Origin of the sequence: Trinickia acidisoli, assembly GCF_017315725.1 — a bacterium.
GTDB classification, from domain to species: Bacteria; Pseudomonadota; Gammaproteobacteria; order Burkholderiales; family Burkholderiaceae; genus Trinickia; species Trinickia acidisoli.
Window position 1 is genome coordinate 555060 of sequence record NZ_JAFLRG010000002.1, and the last position, 16623, is coordinate 571682.

The window sequence follows — 16623 nt, forward strand, 5'->3', positions numbered from 1 at the left end:
ACGACGTGAGTCTCGAAGCCTATCCGATCGAAATCGAATTTCCGACTATCGACCGCCATGCGAGCGGCAACACCGGGATCGACTACGTGCATACGTTCGATTCGGGCGTGCCCGGCCCGCATGTGATGATCAACGCGCTGACGCATGGAAACGAGGTCTGCGGTGCGATCGTCGTCGACGCCCTGTTGCAGTTTGCGTTGAGGCCGCGTCGCGGCCGGCTGACGCTTTCGTTCGCGAACGTGCAGGCGTATGCGCGCTTCGACCCGCAGCATCCCGACAAGTCGCGCTACGTCGATCAGGATTTCAATCGCGTCTGGACGGCCGCGGCGCTCGACGATCTATCGCGCCGCTCGGCGGAACTCGACCGGGCGCGCGCGATGCGTCCCGTCGTCGATACAGTCGATTTTCTGCTCGATCTTCATTCGATGCATGAACGAAGCGCGCCGCTGATCGTATCGGGCCCGCTCGACAAGGGCATCGAACTCGCCGTGAAGCTAGGCGCGCCGGCCACGGTGATCAGCGATGAAGGCCATCCCGAAGGCCGCCGGATGCGCGATTACGCGAGCTTTAGCGACGCAAGCAGCGCAAAGAATGCGCTCTTGGTCGAATGCGGACAGCACTGGGAGCGGCGAGCGGTGAACGTTGCGAAGGATTGCACGGCGCGGTTTTTGTTGTTGTCGGGTGTGATCGACGAAGCAGACTTGCCGCCGGGATGGATCGAGCCGTTGCCGCAGCGGATGACGGTCGTGCGGGTGACGCAGCCCGTGGTGGCGAAGAGCATGGATTTCCGCTTTGCCGGCGATTACAGGGGCCTCGAGACGTTCGAGAAGGCGGGCACGGTGATCGGCTGGTCAGATGGCGAGCCGGTCGTGACGCCTTACGACGACTGCATGCTCGTGATGCCCTCGCTGCGGCAGTTGCGGCCCGGAGTGACAGTCGTTCGCCTTGGGCGGATCGTCAACTATCCGACCGCTTGAGCCGCATCGAAACGGAAAACCGATCCGCGGGATGGACGCTGACCGACACCTCGAACGCGGTACCCGCCGCATCGAGGTATCGGCGCACGATTTCGAGCGCGGCACTTTCAGGCTTCGCTTGCAGCCGCTCCGCCATGTCGCGCGAAAGATTCGTCGCCTGAACGTTCTGCTGTATCTCCGAAATGCAGCGCCCATAGCGCACTTCGATCAGCGCGCTGATCAACGTCCCTGGCGCTCGACGCGCCTCCTCCGCCACTTCGCTATAAGCCGGGTCGATATAGACGTCCGTCCAACCGACGGGCACCCGCGCGCCCTCGCGATCCACACGTAGGCTCGACACACGCAGCCAGCGTGTGCCTTCCTCGCAGTGCAACAGCTTCGCCAGCTTGCCTGTCGCTTCGATCTCGTCGATCGACTGCACCACACGCAGATGCTCGGAGCCGAACTGCACGATATCGTCGACCGAAGCCAAGGACGGCCGAAAGTCGTTCGTCGGCTGAGCCGACTCGACACGCGTGCCGGCGTTCTTTTTCCGCGACACGAATCCCAACTGCTGAAGCTCATGCAGCGCGGCGCGGATCGTATGCCGGCTCGTGTTGTACCGATCGCGCAATTCAAGTTCGGTCGGTAGATACGAGCCGACGGGAAAACGGCCGGACGCGATGCCCTCCGTCAGGTCGCGTGCGATATCGGCGAAGTGCGGTCTATTCATTTGTCTGCAAAAACGCTCGTGGTCGTGGCGGGCGATCTAGGGGTTAATCATAGCTTGTTCAATATGTTCGAACATATTAACGTAAATATGTCCGGACATATAGCGCTGATCTTGACACGTAGATGTCCCCATTTCGCCCCACATTTCCGCCCGTTCGAGAGGTTGCATGACGAATCGCACTATCCCCACTTCCAGCACCGTCGTCGATTCCATCCTGTTTCGTGATGCCTTCGGCACGGGCAAGATGCGCGCGCTGTTTTCCGACTATGCGCTCGTGCAGCGATATATCGACGTCGAAGTCGCGCTCGCGAAAGCGCAGGCGCGCGTCGGCGTCATTCCACGCGAAGCGGCCGACGTGATCGAACGCGAAGCGCGCATCGAGCGCATCGATTTCGACCACATGCGCGAGGAAACCGACATCGTCGGCTATCCGATCCTGCCGCTCGTGCATCAACTCGTCGACATGTGCGGCGAAGCCGGCCGCTACGTGCATTGGGGCGCGACGACGCAGGACATCATGGATACGGCCGTCTCGCTGCAAGTTCGCGACGCGCTCGATTCGATCGGCGGCGACATTCGCGAATTGCGCGCGATTCTCGCCGCGCTGGCGAAGAAACACCGCGATACGCCGATGGCGGGCCGCACCCATTTGCAACAAGCGCTGCCTATCACGTTCGGGTACAAAGCGGCGATTTGGTTGGCGATGTTCGATCGGCATCAACAGCGGCTCGGCGAACTGCGCTCGCGTGTGGCCGTCGTGGGATTCGCGGGTGCGGCCGGAACGCTGGCATCGTTGGGCGACAAAGGCTTCGACGTGCAGCGGGCACTGGCCGACGAGCTGCGCCTCGGTGTGCCGGCCACCACGTGGCACGTCGCGCGCGACGGCTTCGCCGAAGCGGTGAACTTCCTGGCGCTGGCGACGGGATCGCTGGGCAAGATCGCGCTCGACATCATGATCATGGCGTCGACCGAATTCGCCGAGGTGTATGAGCCTTTCGTGAAAGGCCGAGGCGCAAGCAGCACGATGCCGCAGAAGCGCAACCCGATTTCGAGCGAGCTCATGCTGGCAGCGGCGAAAGCGGTGCGTCAGCATGCGGGCTTGATGGTCGACGCGATGATCCAGGATTTCGAACGCGCGACGGGCCCGTGGCACGCCGAATGGATTGCGATTCCGGAGAGCTTCGTCTTGACCTCGGGCGCGCTCAATCAAGCGAAGTTCATGTTGAACGGATTGATCGTCGACGCTGAACGAATGAAGCACAACCTCGGCATCAGCAAGGGGCTCATCGTCGCCGAGGCCGCGATGATGCAGCTCGCTCCGCATACCGGCCGCCAGCAGGCGCACGACATCGTGTACGACGCATGCCGCACTGTCAACGAAGCGGGCGGCACGCTCGCCGACGCATTGGCGGCGCTTCCCGCCGTGACGCGACACTTCGATCGCGACGCGATCGAGCGCATGACTGACCCGACGAATTACCTGGGCCTTGCGCCGCAAATGGTCGACCGGGCGCTCGCATTGTCCAGCGAGATAGCACCGAATGCCGTGGAGGAACATCAATCATGAACGGTCAACCGACGTCGAGCAACGTGCCGGCCGCACCGTCTCCGATGAAGCGGCCTTGGTATCGAAGGCTCGGCATGCAGGTGTTGGTGTCGCTCGTGCTGGGGATTGCAGCCGGGCTGATTGCGCCGAAATTCGGTGCGCAACTCAAGATTCTCGGCGACATCTTTCTTGCATTGATCGAGGCCGGCGTCGCGCCGCTCGTCTTTCTGACGATCGTGCTCGGCATTGCCTCGGCGGGCGATGTCAGGAGCGCGGGTCGGGTCGGGTGGCGTTCGATCGCCTACTTCGAGATCGTATCGACGATCGCGCTTGCTCTGGGTCTACTGGCCGGCAATCTGCTGCCGAACGGGGAGGGCATGACGGCGGCATCGAGCGGAGCGATGCCTGCCGCGGCCGCCAAAGCGTCGCCGCAAACCTTGCACGATTTCGTCATGCACCTCATCCCGAACAACTTTATCGGTGCGTTTGCAAAGGGCGAATTGCTGCAGGTCGTCGTGCTCGCATGCATGGTCGGGATCGGCATTCTGGCGATACCCGAGCCTCGCCGCGTGCGCATCAACGAGGGGCTCGACCAGATCTCCGAAGTACTGTTTTCCTTCATCAACCTCGTCATGAAGCTTGCGCCGCTCGGCACGTTCGGCGCGATTGCGTTTGCGGTCGGAAGCAACGGCACGGCGGTATTGATCGCGCTGGCGCAACTCGTCTTGAGCTTTTATGCCGTCATCGTTCTGTTCATCGTCGTCGTGATGGGCGCCATCGCCAGGATGGCGGGCTTCAGCATGTGGCGCTTCCTGCGCTATATCAAGGACGAAGTGCTGATCGTGCTCGGCACCGCGTCGTCCGAGAGTGCGTTGCCGCGGCTGCTCATCAAGCTCGAGCGCTTAGGTTGTGCGAAGCAGACGGTGGGACTCACGCTGCCGACGGGGTATGCGTTCAATCTCGACGGCACGTCGATCTTCATGTCGATGGGGGTGATGTTCATCGCGCATGCGTACAACGTGCCTATCACCGTGCATCAACAGATTGCGATCTTGCTGCTGATGCTGTTGACGTCGAAGGGGGCCGCGACGGTTTCCGGCGGGTCGTTCGTCGTGTTCGCGGCCACCGTGACGTCGACAGGTGTGCTTCCCATCGAAGGGTTGCCGATCATCTTCGGCGTCTATCGCTTCATGTCGATGGCGATTGCCACGTGCAATACGATCGGCAACGCGCTGGCAACCGTGGTCGTCGCGAAGTGGTCGGGTACGCTCGATACGACGATGGTGCGACGCCACCTCTACAGCGAACGGTATCCGGAAACGGCGGCTGACGATGCGCAACTCGACGACGGCGTCTTGCTTCCCGAACATCGGTGACGCTGTTACGATCTTGCGTCGTAGCGGCTGACGTCGACAGCCGTCCCTATGGAGCCGTTCGCCGTGAACCTCAAAGCACCGGAAGCACATCGCATCGATCTCGCTCAATTGATCGAGCATCTGCGTGATAGGCAGGGCGATATACGCAAACGCAAGCTCGTGGCGATCGCGGGTGCGCCCGGTGCGGGAAAGAGTACGTTCGTCGAGTCGCTTTGCGACAGCCTCAATCGCGATCGGCCGGGCATCGCTCGCATCCTCGCGATGGACGGCTATCACTACGACGATCGCGTGTTGGAAGCGCGCGGCCATCGAGCGCGAAAGGGCGCGCCGCATACGTTCGACGTCGGTGGTCTCGAATCGATGCTCGAGCGGCTCCAGGCCGATGACGGCAAAGAGATCGCCGTCCCCATCTTCGACCGGTCGCTTGAAATCGCTCGCGCGGGGGCGGATATCATTCCCGCATCGACACGGCTCGTGTTGGTCGAAGGCAACTATCTCTTGCTCGATGACCCCGCATGGGCGCCTCTGCGGCGCTACTTCGACGTCACCGTCATGCTCGATGTGCCGCGAGACGTGTTGATCGAGCGGCTCGCTGCCAGATGGCGCGGATATGGCATGGATGAAGCGGCGGTGCGCGCGAAACTCGAAGGGAACGATTTGATCAATGCCGATCTCGTGCTCTCTCATAGCGTGGTGCCGCAGTTCGTCGTCGCGAACGTTTGAAGCGTGCAATTCGTGGGCAGGCGGGTGAGCTAGTCCGTCACCACGGCACGACTCTCCCGAGATAGTCCACGTAATGCAATCCCGCGCGGCCCGCGTGCGCTTCGATCGTATTGACCAGATTCGGAATACTTTCTTCGATGCTCAATCGCGCTTCAGGGCCGCCCATGTCCGTTCGTACCCAGCCGGGCGCCATCAGAAGGAACGTTCGTGAGTCATCGGCATGGCGGGCGGCAAAGCTGCGCATGAACATGTTGAGCGCGGCTTTGCTGCCTCGGTACACCTCGTAGTTACCGTTGACGTTGTTCGCGACACTGCCTTGCCCGGAAGACATCACGCCGATCGTCCCATTGGGGCGAACAAGATCCTGAAATGTCTCCACCACTCTCATCGGACTCAACGCATTCGTGACCATGACACGGATGAATTCCTCGGTCGAGACATCGGCGATCGTTTCGCGGTCATCATTCTTCACGCCTGCATTCACGAACAGCACGTCGAGCTGGCGATGTTCAAGACGGCGATGTAGCGCGGCGACCTGTTCGGGATTCGTCATGTCGGCCGTTTCGACTTCCAGTGCGCCTTCGGCGCTGTTAGCACGCTGGCGCAGCCTTGCCGTCGAGTTCTCTCTGCCGGTGGCAATCACTCGCCAGCCGCGCTTGAGATATTCCTCGACCATGGCAAATCCCAGGCCGCGCGATGCGCCGATAAGAAGGACGGCTTTCTGAGCAGATGAATCTTGCATGGATCGTTCCCAGTAAGTGAGACCGCTTACGCGTGGCGTTGAATTTTCTAGTACGCGGTCATGAGTCGGTGCGTGGAATATAGCGACCGGCGAGGCATGCCGGAATACGCAACGCTTGCACTTAACACCTGCACGAGACGCCGTGTCTCGATGGCGCATGCTACGATCGCGCATGCTTGACGCCGATTTGAACCTGCTCATTGCACTCGATGCGTTGCTTGCCGACGGTAGTGTCGTGGGTGCCGCGCGGCGGATCGGATTGAGCGCCTCGGCGATGAGCCGAACGCTGACGCGACTGCGCGAGGCGACCGGAGATCCGCTATTGGTTCGCGCGGGGCGCCAGATGGTTTTGACGCCCTATGCCGAAGCCATTCGCGAACGCACCCGGAACGTGGTGGATGAGGCGCGCGCGGTGCTTCAGCCCGTCAGAACGGAACTCGATCTCTCGACGCTGCGGCGAACGTTTACGATCCGCGCCAACGACGGCTTCGTGGAAGCCTTCGGCTCGCGGCTGATCGCAGCGGCAACGGCGGCGGCGCCGCATGTGTGTCTTCGCTTTACACCCAAACTCGATAAAACTTCGACGCATTTGCGCGACGGTTCAGCCGACCTCGAAATTGGCGTATTGGGCGAGATGGGCCCCGAGGTGCGCTTGCAGGCCTTGTTCAAGGATCGCTTCGTGGGTGTGGTCAGGGCGGGGCATCCACTCGAAGTCGAAGGCCGAGTGACGGCGCAGCGGTATGTCGCTTTCGGCCACGTCGTCGCTTCGCGACGCGGCAATTCGCGCGGCCCGGTTGACGAAGCATTGGCTGCCTTGGGTCTCGAACGAACGATCGTGGCGGTTGTTCCGAGCTTTCCCGCGGCGCTGGCCGTGGCTCGAACTTCGGATCTGATCGCGCTCGTGCCTGCTTCTTTTCTGGGTATTGCGGCAGGGCATCACGAAGGTGTCGGACGCGATGGGGCTTATGCGTTCGAGCTTCCTGTCGCCACGGAAAAGATCACCGTGTCGCAGATGTGGCACCCGCGTTTGGAAGTCGAACCCGCTCATCGTTGGCTCAGACAACTCGTGCTTTCGGTATGTCGCCGGCAGTGGCCGCTTTGAGCGAAAAATTGCGGTAGTGAAACTGTAATTGTCGAGACTCACTGAACTCACACCGTAACCGACGCCGACGCACTCACTCGCCGGGCCCGTTGCCGCAGATAGACGTTGTTGAGCAGTAGCGCCGATCCGGTCAACGTTGCCCCAACGATTTGAACTGGAGCAGGAATGATTCCGGTTAACGCGGAGACAACGAAGGCGGTAATCGGAACGACATCCATGAACAGCACGCCGTTCATCGGCCCCAAAATGCGATTGCCGGAGATCCAGCAAAGGATCGCCGCGAACCCCGCGATCGGACCCATATAGATCAGATGCGGCGCGATGACTCTCAACGTCGAAACGGTCGGTGCCGAAACGGCATGTACCGCGATGAGCATTAGATTTACGCCGACGATCGTGGTCAGCCCGAGCCACGTTGTCATGGTCGTGTACTTCAACGGCGACCAGCGCGTGAAGCGCGCGGAACCAAAGGTGTAGACGACCCAGCACAATGCGCCGAGCACGATAAGCGCACTTGCCGCATAGTGCTGCGGCTCATGCAATGCCGTCAGCAAGTCCCCACGCGTGATGACGAGCGACACCCCAATGAAGGAAATCGCGACGAATGCGAGCGAAGGCAAGGGAGGCGCAGTCCTGCGCACGAGTGCGTTGACGAGCAGTCCCATCATCGGCTGCGTCGCCATCATGATCGATGCATCGAGTGCACCTTGCGGGCCGGCCAACTGCTGCCCGAGAAATACGAACGAGCCGAAGCCGCAGAAGCCGATCGATCCGAGCAGCCATGCGATCGGCAGCGACTCGCCGTCCGCTCGCAGCGCACGGGGTCCTTCCCGATGCCTCAGCAGTATGAGAAAGCCGGTACCTGCGATGAGGTAACGCAGCGAGGTAAAGGTAAACGGATCGACGTGCGTCAAAGCGTCGGTCATGATCGGAAACATTGCGCCCATCAAGATGGTGGCGATCAGGCAGGACGCGACGCCCTTCCAATAACGAGCAGACGACTGGGATGCGGTGCTGTCTTTATTCATGACTGTTTGTTCCCAAAATAGGGAAAAAATATGAGCAGATGCCGGCGCCAGTGATGCTGACTCAACCGGCAACCTGCGATCAAATCACATCGCGGCTTCAATTCAATGCACGCATCGCTATTTCCACGATCGATGTCAGTGCCGCTTCATTCATGTCGACCTTGCCTAGCACCCGTATCCCTTGAACCATGCAGAGCAGGAAACGGCCAGCTTCCTCCGCATCCAAACTGCGATCGAAATGACCGGCCTGCTGGCCGCGCGCTATCGCCAAGCTGAACTGCGTAGCGATGCGCCGCAGCGTTGATTCAATGTGCGGACGCAACACCTCATCGTTCGGCAGGAGCTCCAACGCTGCATTCGTAATGAAACAACCATACCTGTCAGTGAGATTCGCACTCACCTTCGTATAGTGCAGGAGCGCTTCGCAAAGGGCATCTCGTGGAGGCAAATCGGCTGCGAGTCGTTCCTTTAGCCGAGCGATCGCTCCTTCCGCGTAATGGTCGAACGCAGCAACGAGCAGGCCATGTTTGTCCCCGAATATTCGGTACAGGCTTCCTCGAAACACCCCCGTCGCCTCGCATAGCGCATCGACGGGCGTAGCGTGATAGCCCTGTTCCCAGAAGACGCGTGCCGCTGCCGAGATCGCTTGATCGACGTCGAATTCCCTTGGCCGTCCGCGGTCGGAGACCCTAGTCGCCCTGTCGCGGTTTTATACAGCGAGGCTATCGAGTGGATGCAAATAAGATGTGACCGCCGCCGGAACGCGGCTGATCGGTATCTGTCGTGGAGTGCGTGCCGGCCGCTTCCTGCTCGAAATAACTGGAAATCACACTTCGCCCGAGCACGTCATCGATCTCGCAAAACCCTAGCGTCCGCAGTTTTTCGTGCAACTGTGCCGGCTCGAAATAGCTGAGAAAGGGTTCACCGATCGCGGCCACACGCGCAGCTCTTGCCTCGTGCAATTTCAGCAGTTCCGGGGGAAGCGAGGCTCGTGGGATGCCGTAGTCGAAGACCAACTCGGCACCGCCGGAGAGATCGGCAATCGTGCGCAGCGTCAGATCGATCGCGTTTCCCGTTAAATACGGCACGACGCCAAGCCACATAAAAAACGTGCGTCGGCTCGGATCGAAGCCGGCTGCGGTCAATCCGTCCAGCAGCGAGTCGTTCTCGAAATCGATCGGCGCGTAGATCAGTGAATTCGGCACCTGTATTCCGGCCTCCGCAAGCCGCTTCCGCTTCCACGCCTGGGTGGCGGGATGATCGACTTCGAACACGCGAATACGGCCGGCGAAACGGTTGCGGTAGGCAAACGTGTCCAAGCCGGCGCCGAGTACGACAACCTGTTCTACGCCACGCTGTTCAACGCCGTCATTGATGGCGTTTTCCGCATACCGCGACCGAGCCGCGATGAACAATCTGATGCCGCGCCTCGACACCTGCGATTCGACGTCATGCTCGATGTCGTCGGCTGTCATACCCAAGATCGCGAGCGCGAGCGGATCGCTGAAAATTTTGCCGTGCTCGACAACTTGATGAATCGCGCGATGAGTGGCTGCGGCAAAAGCGGTATGGCTGGGCTCTCGTTCTTTCATTGCACGTTCTCCGGCTATGTGATTGAACCGCTTTGGGCGGCGACAGCGAGGGCGACGAGCCGCCGATACCGACTATTTCACGCACACCGCACCGAGCATCGGCGTTGCCTCGACTTCCACGCGTTGACCATTGACCTGAATGTCTTTCATCCGCGGCTCGACGAGTTGGAAAGTCCCCTTCGCCAGCGCATCGCGCACCGCGGCACAGTCCGGTGCAATCGAGAGTTTGCCCACGAGCTGCCACGCTCCATTGCCGGCTTGGTCGAATACGAAGCCGAGATTTCCGTGGTTCGGAAAGAGGAGTACGTTCGGTTTGTGAGTGCCGGACAGGTCGGCGATATATGCGTCGCACACTACCGAGCCGAAGTTCAAGCAGCCCGGAAGCATCCATCGTTGCGTGCTTTGCTTCCAATCTTGCGTGAGAAACGATGCCGGAATCGCTTGTCCGGGCGTGTGCGGCACGATGTTGTGCGTGAGCGTTGCGGTATCGGGCGCGGCGATGTTCGGTGCGCTAGGACCAGGCCAATGCGTGGCCTGCGTGCTCAGTTCGCGAATGGCTGCGGCGTTTGACGCGTGAGTCTCATTCTCGAGGTGCGCTAGTGCTTGCAACCCATATCTCGCGGAGCCGAAGCGCAAGAAGTCGAAGTCGAATTTATCAGGCGCCACTTTGCCAGCAAGCAGACGGTCCACCTGGCTACTTACCGATAGACGAGCGGGGTCGGCCAGCGGCGTGAATACGGCCACGAGGACGCCGAGCGATACCCAAGACGTGACCACGTTCACGGGCGCGATCCTCGCAAGGGCATCGGTGCGGGAGAGTGCCGCCCACGCATAGCCGATGGCGTAGAAGTAAGCGATGAACGCGCCTGCGCAGGCCAAGACGCGATGCGGCGTGAGTCCATATTGGCCGATGCGCAGCGCGAGCGCGTAGGTGGCCAGCACTACGAGCACGGGCAGCAGCAGGCAGGAAATTCTCATGCAGATTCGTAGTAGCCGCGGGGCATGATCGGATTGCGGGCCGCTCTTGAAGGCGGCGTTCACGAAGATCACGGTCAGCGCCGCGACGCTCAGCAAGATCCATGTAGCCGAGCGCGTGGCCCATAGCAAGTCGAGCCCGGTGAAGGGCAGGGCGGCGAGGAATCCGCCCACGATCACGACGAGAACCAAAAGCAGCCATGACAGCAGCGACAGGACGAGCGTGCGCGATCCGCGGATGATGTCCGGTCGCACGTCGGTAATGTGCAGGGCGGATGCAAACGCCATCGCGCTCACGGGAACGTTGAACCACAATTCACGCAAAAGCTGCTCGAGGAAATGCAGCTTCAGCAGCATGAAGAGCGCGGCGCCTAGCCACAGCACGAGAAAGAGCGCGCCGACGAATAAGAAGGACAGACAGACCTGGAGCCCGAGTTTCCAACTGATTTCGAAGTACGATTCGTAGGGTGCGAACCACGACGTCGTGGCTTCGCCCGCGAGAATGAGGCAATAAGCGATGAATACGATCGCGCCGCTGTGGAAGGTCACCGCGAATGACGGAAGTGGGAGCGCATTGCGACTGACGGCGGGCATGCCGGCCATCGCATCGCCCGCCGATCGCCAGGCGTCGTGATAGCCGAGCATGGCCACGACCGCGGCGAGCATGGCGATCCATAACGCGAGTCGCGCCGCGCGCATTCGGGGCAGGCCGACTATAAGCGGTGGAGCGACGAATAGCGTCACGAGAAGCACGGGAAAGAACAGAAAGGAGTGAGTTGCAATGCCGCTGTGATGGCGCGCGGCGTTCAAGAGCAGATAGAGCGCCAATCCCTGAAAAATGCCAATGATCAGCCGCAGTGCGAAAAGTTGCCGGCCTTGAGCGGCGTGCCGTGGTTCCTGCGGGTTGTTTTGCATCTGTGATCGTGCCTTCCCGGATTGGGTTTATTTCCGACTCAACGGTCGATTGTCGATAATTTACACGCGTTGGCAAATGCCTGAGGCGAGGTCAAGTTTGCGCTTCCCTGCGCCGCTGCTGTCTGTCGCTGCCCGATGCGTCGATCACTAGCGCTATCGCCGTCCTTCATCTAAAGTTTCAAGGAAAGCAGCCGTAATATGCTTGTTGGACCCAAAGTTGGGCCGGCGCGAACCTGATTGTCCGTTCCGCAGGATCGGCGCGTATATGCGCCATGTGGCCTTCAAGGAGACAGCAGCATGAACATTGATAAGTTCAAACATCAGCACGTCGAGATCATGCAAGCGGTGACCGAGTTGCGCAGCTTGGCCGCTGCGGGCGTAGCCGAAAACGCAACGCAAATCTCAGCAAAAATCGTCTCGATGAGCGCCACCATCAAGCTGCACTTGTCGGTCGAAGATACCGTGCTGTATCCGGCGCTGCAAAAATCTCCGAATGCCGCCCACGCGGCGTTGGGAAGCCGGTACCAATCCGAAATGAATGGACTGGCCGGCGCCTACACGCAATTCGTCGGGAAATGGTTGTCGGCCAAGCGAATCGCCGACGACGTGGACGGCTTCAGAGCGGACGCGAATGCCGTGTTCAAGGCGCTGCATGAGCGCATCCAACGGGAAAACAACGAGCTGTATCCCGTGTTGGAGCAAATCTAACCGGCGAGCCGATCAGGGGCGACTCGGCGTCGCCCGTCGCCCATATGTCGCGCGCTACAGCAGCCGATGCGTCACGAGGTCGACCTTGCAGGAGTCGGCCGGCGTATCGTCTGCGCGCTTCACGCTGAAGTACTCGAACGATAACGTGGGATGCCCACCGTTGCTTGGCTTGTCGACGGTCACACGCGTATAGCCTTCCTCGAGGATGACGGTGCCGAGCTTGTCCCCGTCCTTCATGATTTGCTGCATATAGTCCTTCGCCAATTCCTGACCCGGCGAGATGCCGTAGCCGCTCGACCCACAGATGATGTAAGGCGTATCCCGGTCAGCCGTTTGCCGCACGATGCGCTGCATCAAATGCGCATGCCCGCACACGACGGCATCGGGCCAGAATTGCGCCTGCTCGCAAGCCCGATCGATTGCCGCGCTCGTGGGGTCGGCGTTTTCTTTTTCGCCGGGAAACCATCGCGGGCAATGATGAATCGCGAGGATCACGGCCCGCCCGTTGGCGGCACGCTCCGCCTTGAGCCGGACGAGCTCGTGATACAGGAAGAGCAATTGCGGTTCGTCCAGCCATCCGAGCGATTCGCTGCAGTTGCTGTATAGGCCGATGATCGAAACGAGCGGAGCGTCGAGCGTGAAATAGACGCCTGGCTGCGTCATCGTCGAACGCAGGATGCCCCCGAACCCTTCCCAGCGCGCAGGCTGCGTTGCGCAAAATGCCTTTTGAAACGCATCCAACGACGTCATCGTGTCGTTGTAGATGATGCCGTCATGATTTCCAGGAATGGCAAAGATCGGTGCCGGATAAGCACGGAACGGCTCGCTGAACTGGCTGTAGTAATAGTTCTGCTCGCCGTAGAAATAGACGACGTCTCCGACATGAAAGAGAAACGCCGGCTGCAAGCGCTGCGCGTTCCGACTCATCATGTCGGTCACTGAGTCCTCGCCCGGCAGCTTTTTCTGCGAGGGCGCGCCCGAATCTCCAGCTAGGTCGAACACGATACGTTCGCTGTCCGCTTGATTGACGTAGCCGGGCGGATTGTTGCCGACGATATCGGAAAGCGCCATGGTCGGATACGCGCGCGGCGTCGGCACCGGCCCCCTCGTGTGTCCGAGAGAGAATGCCATGACGAACGGAGTCTTGAAGGTGCCGTTGTCGTCGTCGGGGATGTACTGGCTCGTTTCGTCGTTGGGGTTGGTGTCGGCAAAGATATAGCGCGGTATGTCCGCTGCTTGCCGAGGCAGCGCCGCAAAATGCGCGGCGGCGGCCGGCCTCGTGAGAATGGCGCTGCGCACGGCGGCGGGCGTGCTATCGATCTTGTCGATTCGCGTGACAGCCGGGTTGCCGGACTCGTCTGTCTGCAACGTCTGCGTAGAAAACTTGACGAAGAAGCCCTTGGCACCCGACGGCAGTAGAAAAATCAGTGCGCCGTCTTGATTGGGTCCGTTCTCGAGATAGTGTTGAGTGCCGTTGACATAGTGCATCGCCCCTTGATTCATATGGATGTTGTCGATGCCTTCGAAGCCCGTGCCCGGGACGATCTTCGCGCGGTGATCGCACGGATAGCCCGTGCCGAAAACGGCAACCAGTGCGCCGGCATCTTGGTCCGCTTTGAGCGCTTCGTTCAAGGCTTTCTCGAACTCACTGCGAAACGGATCTTCGCCGCTCGGAACGTCGGTGAATTGTTGGAGATCGAGCAGGCCGCCGCGCACGAAATCGAGGCACGGCAATTCGGGGTGCCCATCGGTTAGGAGAAAATTATCCGTGGCACCGATGTTCCGCAATCGTTCGGCGAGTTGCCGAGCCTCGGGTGTTCCGTGAGCATCGATATCGACGATCTGATATTCGATTTCTGACTGAGTGCCCGGCTGGGCCGAGCCGAGATTGACCGCAACGCGATACGGCGGATGTCCTTCGACGTTCGGCTGAACCATGATGAGCGCATGCGGACTGCCGTGACGCTGCGGGCGATAAGCCTTCACTTTGCCGACAAGCAAACCATATCCGTAGAGTGCCATGTTGTTCTCCGACTGGGAGTCGAGGTTCGAACGTTGGATTTACGCTCCAAAACACCAAATGTAGGCGCATTTTGAAGGCAACTCTGTGAAGTTTGTCGATATGCCGCAATCGATCCTATGATACGTGGGCGCTTGTATTTCCTGAATGACTGGAGACTTAAGAAGCCATGAACAACGATCCTCGGCCACAGGGACATTCCCACCACCATCGTGGGCGATCGTTCGATCGCCTTGCTCTTCCACTATGCGCATTGATCGTCGTCGTGTTCGCCCTGAGCGGCTGCGCTTCGATGGCCCCGCAGTCGCAACCGCAGCCTCAGCCGCCGATTGCCGGTGCGCCCGGCGCACCACTTGCCCAATGCGTCGGCGCAATCGAACCCCCGTACGGCCTTACCCCGATCAGCGCACCTGCGTTGCTCGCAAAAACGGTGCTGCCGCCGGAAAAGGGTGGTTTGTGTATGGGGCTGGCGTACGAAGTGACACAGCCGCTCACCGTCTATCGGGTATGGGATTCGAGTAAACCCTGGAGCCAATACGGCTCCTGGTGGAGTTTCAATCCACCGGCGGGCCCGCGCGACGCCTACCGCCGAAAGAATGAAATCTGCCCGAGTTGGAGCGCCCTCGATCGCGTGACGCAATGTCGCTTGAAGCCCGGCGCGGAAGTCGTTATCGGGCCAGGGCAAAGCGCGCAGTGCGACGCGAAGGACGGCAACATCAGTTATCCGCCGTCGGCCGAGATGCAGGTGTACGTCCCGAACGACAACTCCGATCCGAGCAAACTGCTCGTATCCAACTGCGTTCAGGAAACCACGTGGCCCTAGCCTTGGCTTTACTCGGAAATCGAGCGAATGACTTTCGCCGGATTTCCACCATCGACTAGGAGAAGCAGCATGTCCCGGAACGACGACGCAACGTTTTGGCAGAACGCCAGACAACATCTCATCCGTTATGGCGGCACGTTCGAACCGTTGATCATCGAGCGGGCCCAAGGCAGCTTCGTCTATGACGCGGATGGCCGCGCCATTCTGGATTTCACGTCGGGGCAGATGAGTGCGGTGCTCGGGCACAGTCACCCGGAAATCGTGTCGGTCATCAATGAGTACGCGGGTAAGCTCGATCATCTTTTTAGCGGCATGCTTTCGCGGCCCGTGGTCGATTTGGCGACACGCCTGGCCGAGATCACACCCGACGGCTTGGATCGCGCGTTGTTGCTCAGCACGGGAGCGGAATCGAACGAGGCCGCCATTCGCATGGCGAAGCTCGTCACGGGCAAATACGAAATCGTGGGGTTCGCGCAGTCTTGGCACGGCATGACGGGCGCCGCGGCTTCGGCAACTTACAGCGCGGGGCGCAAGGGCGTCGGGCCCGCCGCAGTCGGTTCGTTCGCGATACCGGCGCCTTTTTCGTATCGGCCGCGCTTCGAGCGAGACGGCCAATACGATTGGCTGGCGGAATTGGACTACGCGTTCGATCTCATCGACCGTCAATCCAGCGGCAATCTCGCCGCATTCATCGCAGAGCCGATCCTCAGCTCCGGCGGCATCATCGAACTACCGCTGGGCTATCTGGCCGCACTCAAGCGCAAATGCGAGGAACGCGGCATGTTGCTGATTCTCGATGAAGCGCAAACCGGCGTGGGGCGCACGGGTACGATGTTCGCCTTTCAGCGCGACGGCGTGACGCCTGACATTCTCACGTTGTCGAAGACATTGGGCGCTGGACTCCCGCTGGCCGCCGTCGTGACGTCCGCGCAGATCGAGGAACGGGCGCATGAGTTGCACTACCTGTTCTACACCACGCACGTCTCCGATCCGCTGCCCGCCGCCGTGGGCCTGCGCGTGCTGGACGTGGTGCGGCGCGAAGGACTCGTTGCACGCGCGAACGTCATGGGTGCGCGGCTCAAACAGGGCCTGCTCGATCTCATGGAGCGCTTCGAGTGCATTGGCGACGTGCGCGGCCGCGGCTTGCTTCTGGGCATGGAGATCGTCAAGGACCGGCGCACGAAGGAACCCGCGGACGGGCTGGGCGCAAAGATCACGCGCGAATGCATGAACCTCGGCCTCAGCATGAACATCGTGCAATTGCCGGGGATGGGCGGCGTTTTTCGGATCGCGCCTCCTTTGACGGTTAGCGAGGAAGAAATCGATTTGGGCCTGGCATTGCTGGGGCAGGCGATCGCGCGTGCGCTTTGATGAGTTCGAACGG

The 16623-nt window shown here is 60.5% G+C and carries 15 protein-coding genes; 8 read left to right on the forward strand and 7 right to left on the reverse strand.

Annotated features, from left to right (window positions below; translation table 11 throughout):
* The first annotated feature begins 5 nt into the window (after positions 1–5).
* On the forward strand, positions 6–977 hold the full coding sequence (locus J3485_RS21040; RefSeq protein WP_206956262.1) for a M14 family metallopeptidase: 972 nt from the start codon (positions 6–8) through the stop codon (positions 975–977).
* Here the strand turns inward: J3485_RS21040 and J3485_RS21045 are convergent.
* Positions 958–1689, reverse strand: a complete 732-nt coding sequence (locus tag J3485_RS21045; protein WP_206956263.1) for a GntR family transcriptional regulator — start codon at positions 1687–1689, stop codon at positions 958–960. The two genes, J3485_RS21040 and J3485_RS21045, sit on opposite strands and share 20 nt — an antisense overlap.
* A gap of 166 nt (positions 1690–1855) precedes the next feature.
* On the opposite strand from J3485_RS21045, the gene J3485_RS21050 reads away from it, so the two are divergent.
* The 3 genes from J3485_RS21050 (at position 1856) to J3485_RS21060 (ending at position 5334) form a co-directional block, all read left to right on the forward strand.
* On the forward strand, positions 1856–3256 hold the full coding sequence (locus tag J3485_RS21050) for a class-II fumarase/aspartase family protein (protein WP_206956264.1): 1401 nt from the start codon (positions 1856–1858) through the stop codon (positions 3254–3256).
* A complete protein-coding gene (locus J3485_RS21055) occupies positions 3253–4611 on the forward strand; it encodes a cation:dicarboxylate symporter family transporter (protein ID WP_206956265.1) in 1359 nt (452 codons plus the stop codon). The genes J3485_RS21050 and J3485_RS21055 overlap by 4 nt, the downstream gene beginning before the upstream one ends.
* A gap of 63 nt (positions 4612–4674) precedes the next feature.
* Complete coding sequence (locus J3485_RS21060; protein WP_309477066.1) at positions 4675–5334, forward strand: nucleoside/nucleotide kinase family protein; 660 nt, start codon at positions 4675–4677, stop codon at positions 5332–5334.
* A 37-nt stretch (positions 5335–5371) separates the two neighbouring features.
* Here J3485_RS21060 and J3485_RS21065 read toward each other — a convergent pair whose 3' ends face one another.
* On the reverse strand, positions 5372–6076 hold the full coding sequence (locus J3485_RS21065; RefSeq protein WP_206958242.1) for an SDR family NAD(P)-dependent oxidoreductase: 705 nt from the start codon (positions 6074–6076) through the stop codon (positions 5372–5374).
* A 172-nt stretch (positions 6077–6248) separates the two neighbouring features.
* On the opposite strand from J3485_RS21065, the gene J3485_RS21070 reads away from it, so the two are divergent.
* Positions 6249–7178, forward strand: a complete 930-nt coding sequence (locus J3485_RS21070) for a LysR family transcriptional regulator (protein WP_206956267.1) — start codon at positions 6249–6251, stop codon at positions 7176–7178.
* A gap of 47 nt (positions 7179–7225) precedes the next feature.
* Here J3485_RS21070 and J3485_RS21075 read toward each other — a convergent pair whose 3' ends face one another.
* From J3485_RS21075 to J3485_RS21090, 4 genes are all read right to left on the reverse strand, one after another.
* Entirely contained in the window at positions 7226–8206 is a 981-nt protein-coding gene (locus J3485_RS21075) for a DMT family transporter (RefSeq protein WP_206956268.1), read from the reverse strand.
* 97 nt (positions 8207–8303) lie between these two features.
* Positions 8304–8849 carry a TetR/AcrR family transcriptional regulator gene (locus J3485_RS29600; RefSeq protein WP_206958245.1) on the reverse strand — a complete coding sequence of 182 codons (546 nt, stop codon included), beginning with the start codon at positions 8847–8849 and terminating at the stop codon, positions 8304–8306.
* A gap of 79 nt (positions 8850–8928) precedes the next feature.
* The gene (locus J3485_RS21085) at positions 8929–9798 is read right to left on the reverse strand and encodes a class I SAM-dependent methyltransferase (RefSeq protein ID WP_206956269.1); all 870 of its coding nucleotides are present in this window, start codon (positions 9796–9798) and stop codon (positions 8929–8931) included.
* 72 nt (positions 9799–9870) lie between these two features.
* Entirely contained in the window at positions 9871–11688 is a 1818-nt protein-coding gene (locus J3485_RS21090) for a DUF4153 domain-containing protein (RefSeq protein ID WP_206956270.1), read from the reverse strand.
* 297 nt (positions 11689–11985) lie between these two features.
* Here J3485_RS21090 and J3485_RS21095 point away from each other — a divergent pair, with 297 nt between their 5' ends.
* Positions 11986–12396 carry a hemerythrin domain-containing protein gene (locus J3485_RS21095; protein WP_206956271.1) on the forward strand — a complete coding sequence of 137 codons (411 nt, stop codon included), beginning with the start codon at positions 11986–11988 and terminating at the stop codon, positions 12394–12396.
* A gap of 54 nt (positions 12397–12450) precedes the next feature.
* On the opposite strand, the gene J3485_RS21100 is transcribed toward J3485_RS21095, so the two are convergent.
* Entirely contained in the window at positions 12451–14418 is a 1968-nt protein-coding gene (locus tag J3485_RS21100; RefSeq protein ID WP_206956272.1) for a DUF2278 family protein, read from the reverse strand.
* A gap of 167 nt (positions 14419–14585) precedes the next feature.
* Here J3485_RS21100 and J3485_RS21105 point away from each other — a divergent pair, with 167 nt between their 5' ends.
* Both J3485_RS21105 and J3485_RS21110 read left to right on the forward strand, forming a co-directional pair.
* A complete protein-coding gene (locus J3485_RS21105; RefSeq protein WP_206956273.1) occupies positions 14586–15239 on the forward strand; it encodes a hypothetical protein in 654 nt (217 codons plus the stop codon).
* 69 nt (positions 15240–15308) lie between these two features.
* On the forward strand, positions 15309–16610 hold the full coding sequence (locus tag J3485_RS21110; protein ID WP_206956274.1) for an aspartate aminotransferase family protein: 1302 nt from the start codon (positions 15309–15311) through the stop codon (positions 16608–16610).
* Positions 16611–16623: the final 13 nt, after the last annotated feature.

What these genes read in the sequence shown, in the direction of transcription:
- J3485_RS21110 (WP_206956274.1), top strand. Translation starts at nt 15,309, where the DNA reads ATGTCCCGGAACGACGACGCAACGTTTTGGCAGAACGCCAGACAACAT.
- J3485_RS21045 (WP_206956263.1), bottom strand. Translation starts at nt 1,689, where the DNA reads ATGAATAGACCGCACTTCGCCGATATCGCACGCGACCTGACGGAGGGC.
- J3485_RS21055 (WP_206956265.1), top strand. Translation starts at nt 3,253, where the DNA reads ATGAACGGTCAACCGACGTCGAGCAACGTGCCGGCCGCACCGTCTCCG.
- J3485_RS21065 (WP_206958242.1), bottom strand. Translation starts at nt 6,076, where the DNA reads ATGCAAGATTCATCTGCTCAGAAAGCCGTCCTTCTTATCGGCGCATCG.
- J3485_RS21090 (WP_206956270.1), bottom strand. Translation starts at nt 11,688, where the DNA reads ATGCAAAACAACCCGCAGGAACCACGGCACGCCGCTCAAGGCCGGCAA.
- J3485_RS21050 (WP_206956264.1), top strand. Translation starts at nt 1,856, where the DNA reads ATGACGAATCGCACTATCCCCACTTCCAGCACCGTCGTCGATTCCATC.
- J3485_RS21075 (WP_206956268.1), bottom strand. Translation starts at nt 8,206, where the DNA reads ATGAATAAAGACAGCACCGCATCCCAGTCGTCTGCTCGTTATTGGAAG.
- J3485_RS21085 (WP_206956269.1), bottom strand. Translation starts at nt 9,798, where the DNA reads ATGAAAGAACGAGAGCCCAGCCATACCGCTTTTGCCGCAGCCACTCAT.
- J3485_RS21095 (WP_206956271.1), top strand. Translation starts at nt 11,986, where the DNA reads ATGAACATTGATAAGTTCAAACATCAGCACGTCGAGATCATGCAAGCG.
- J3485_RS21105 (WP_206956273.1), top strand. Translation starts at nt 14,586, where the DNA reads ATGAACAACGATCCTCGGCCACAGGGACATTCCCACCACCATCGTGGG.
- J3485_RS21070 (WP_206956267.1), top strand. Translation starts at nt 6,249, where the DNA reads ATGCTTGACGCCGATTTGAACCTGCTCATTGCACTCGATGCGTTGCTT.
- J3485_RS21100 (WP_206956272.1), bottom strand. Translation starts at nt 14,418, where the DNA reads ATGGCACTCTACGGATATGGTTTGCTTGTCGGCAAAGTGAAGGCTTAT.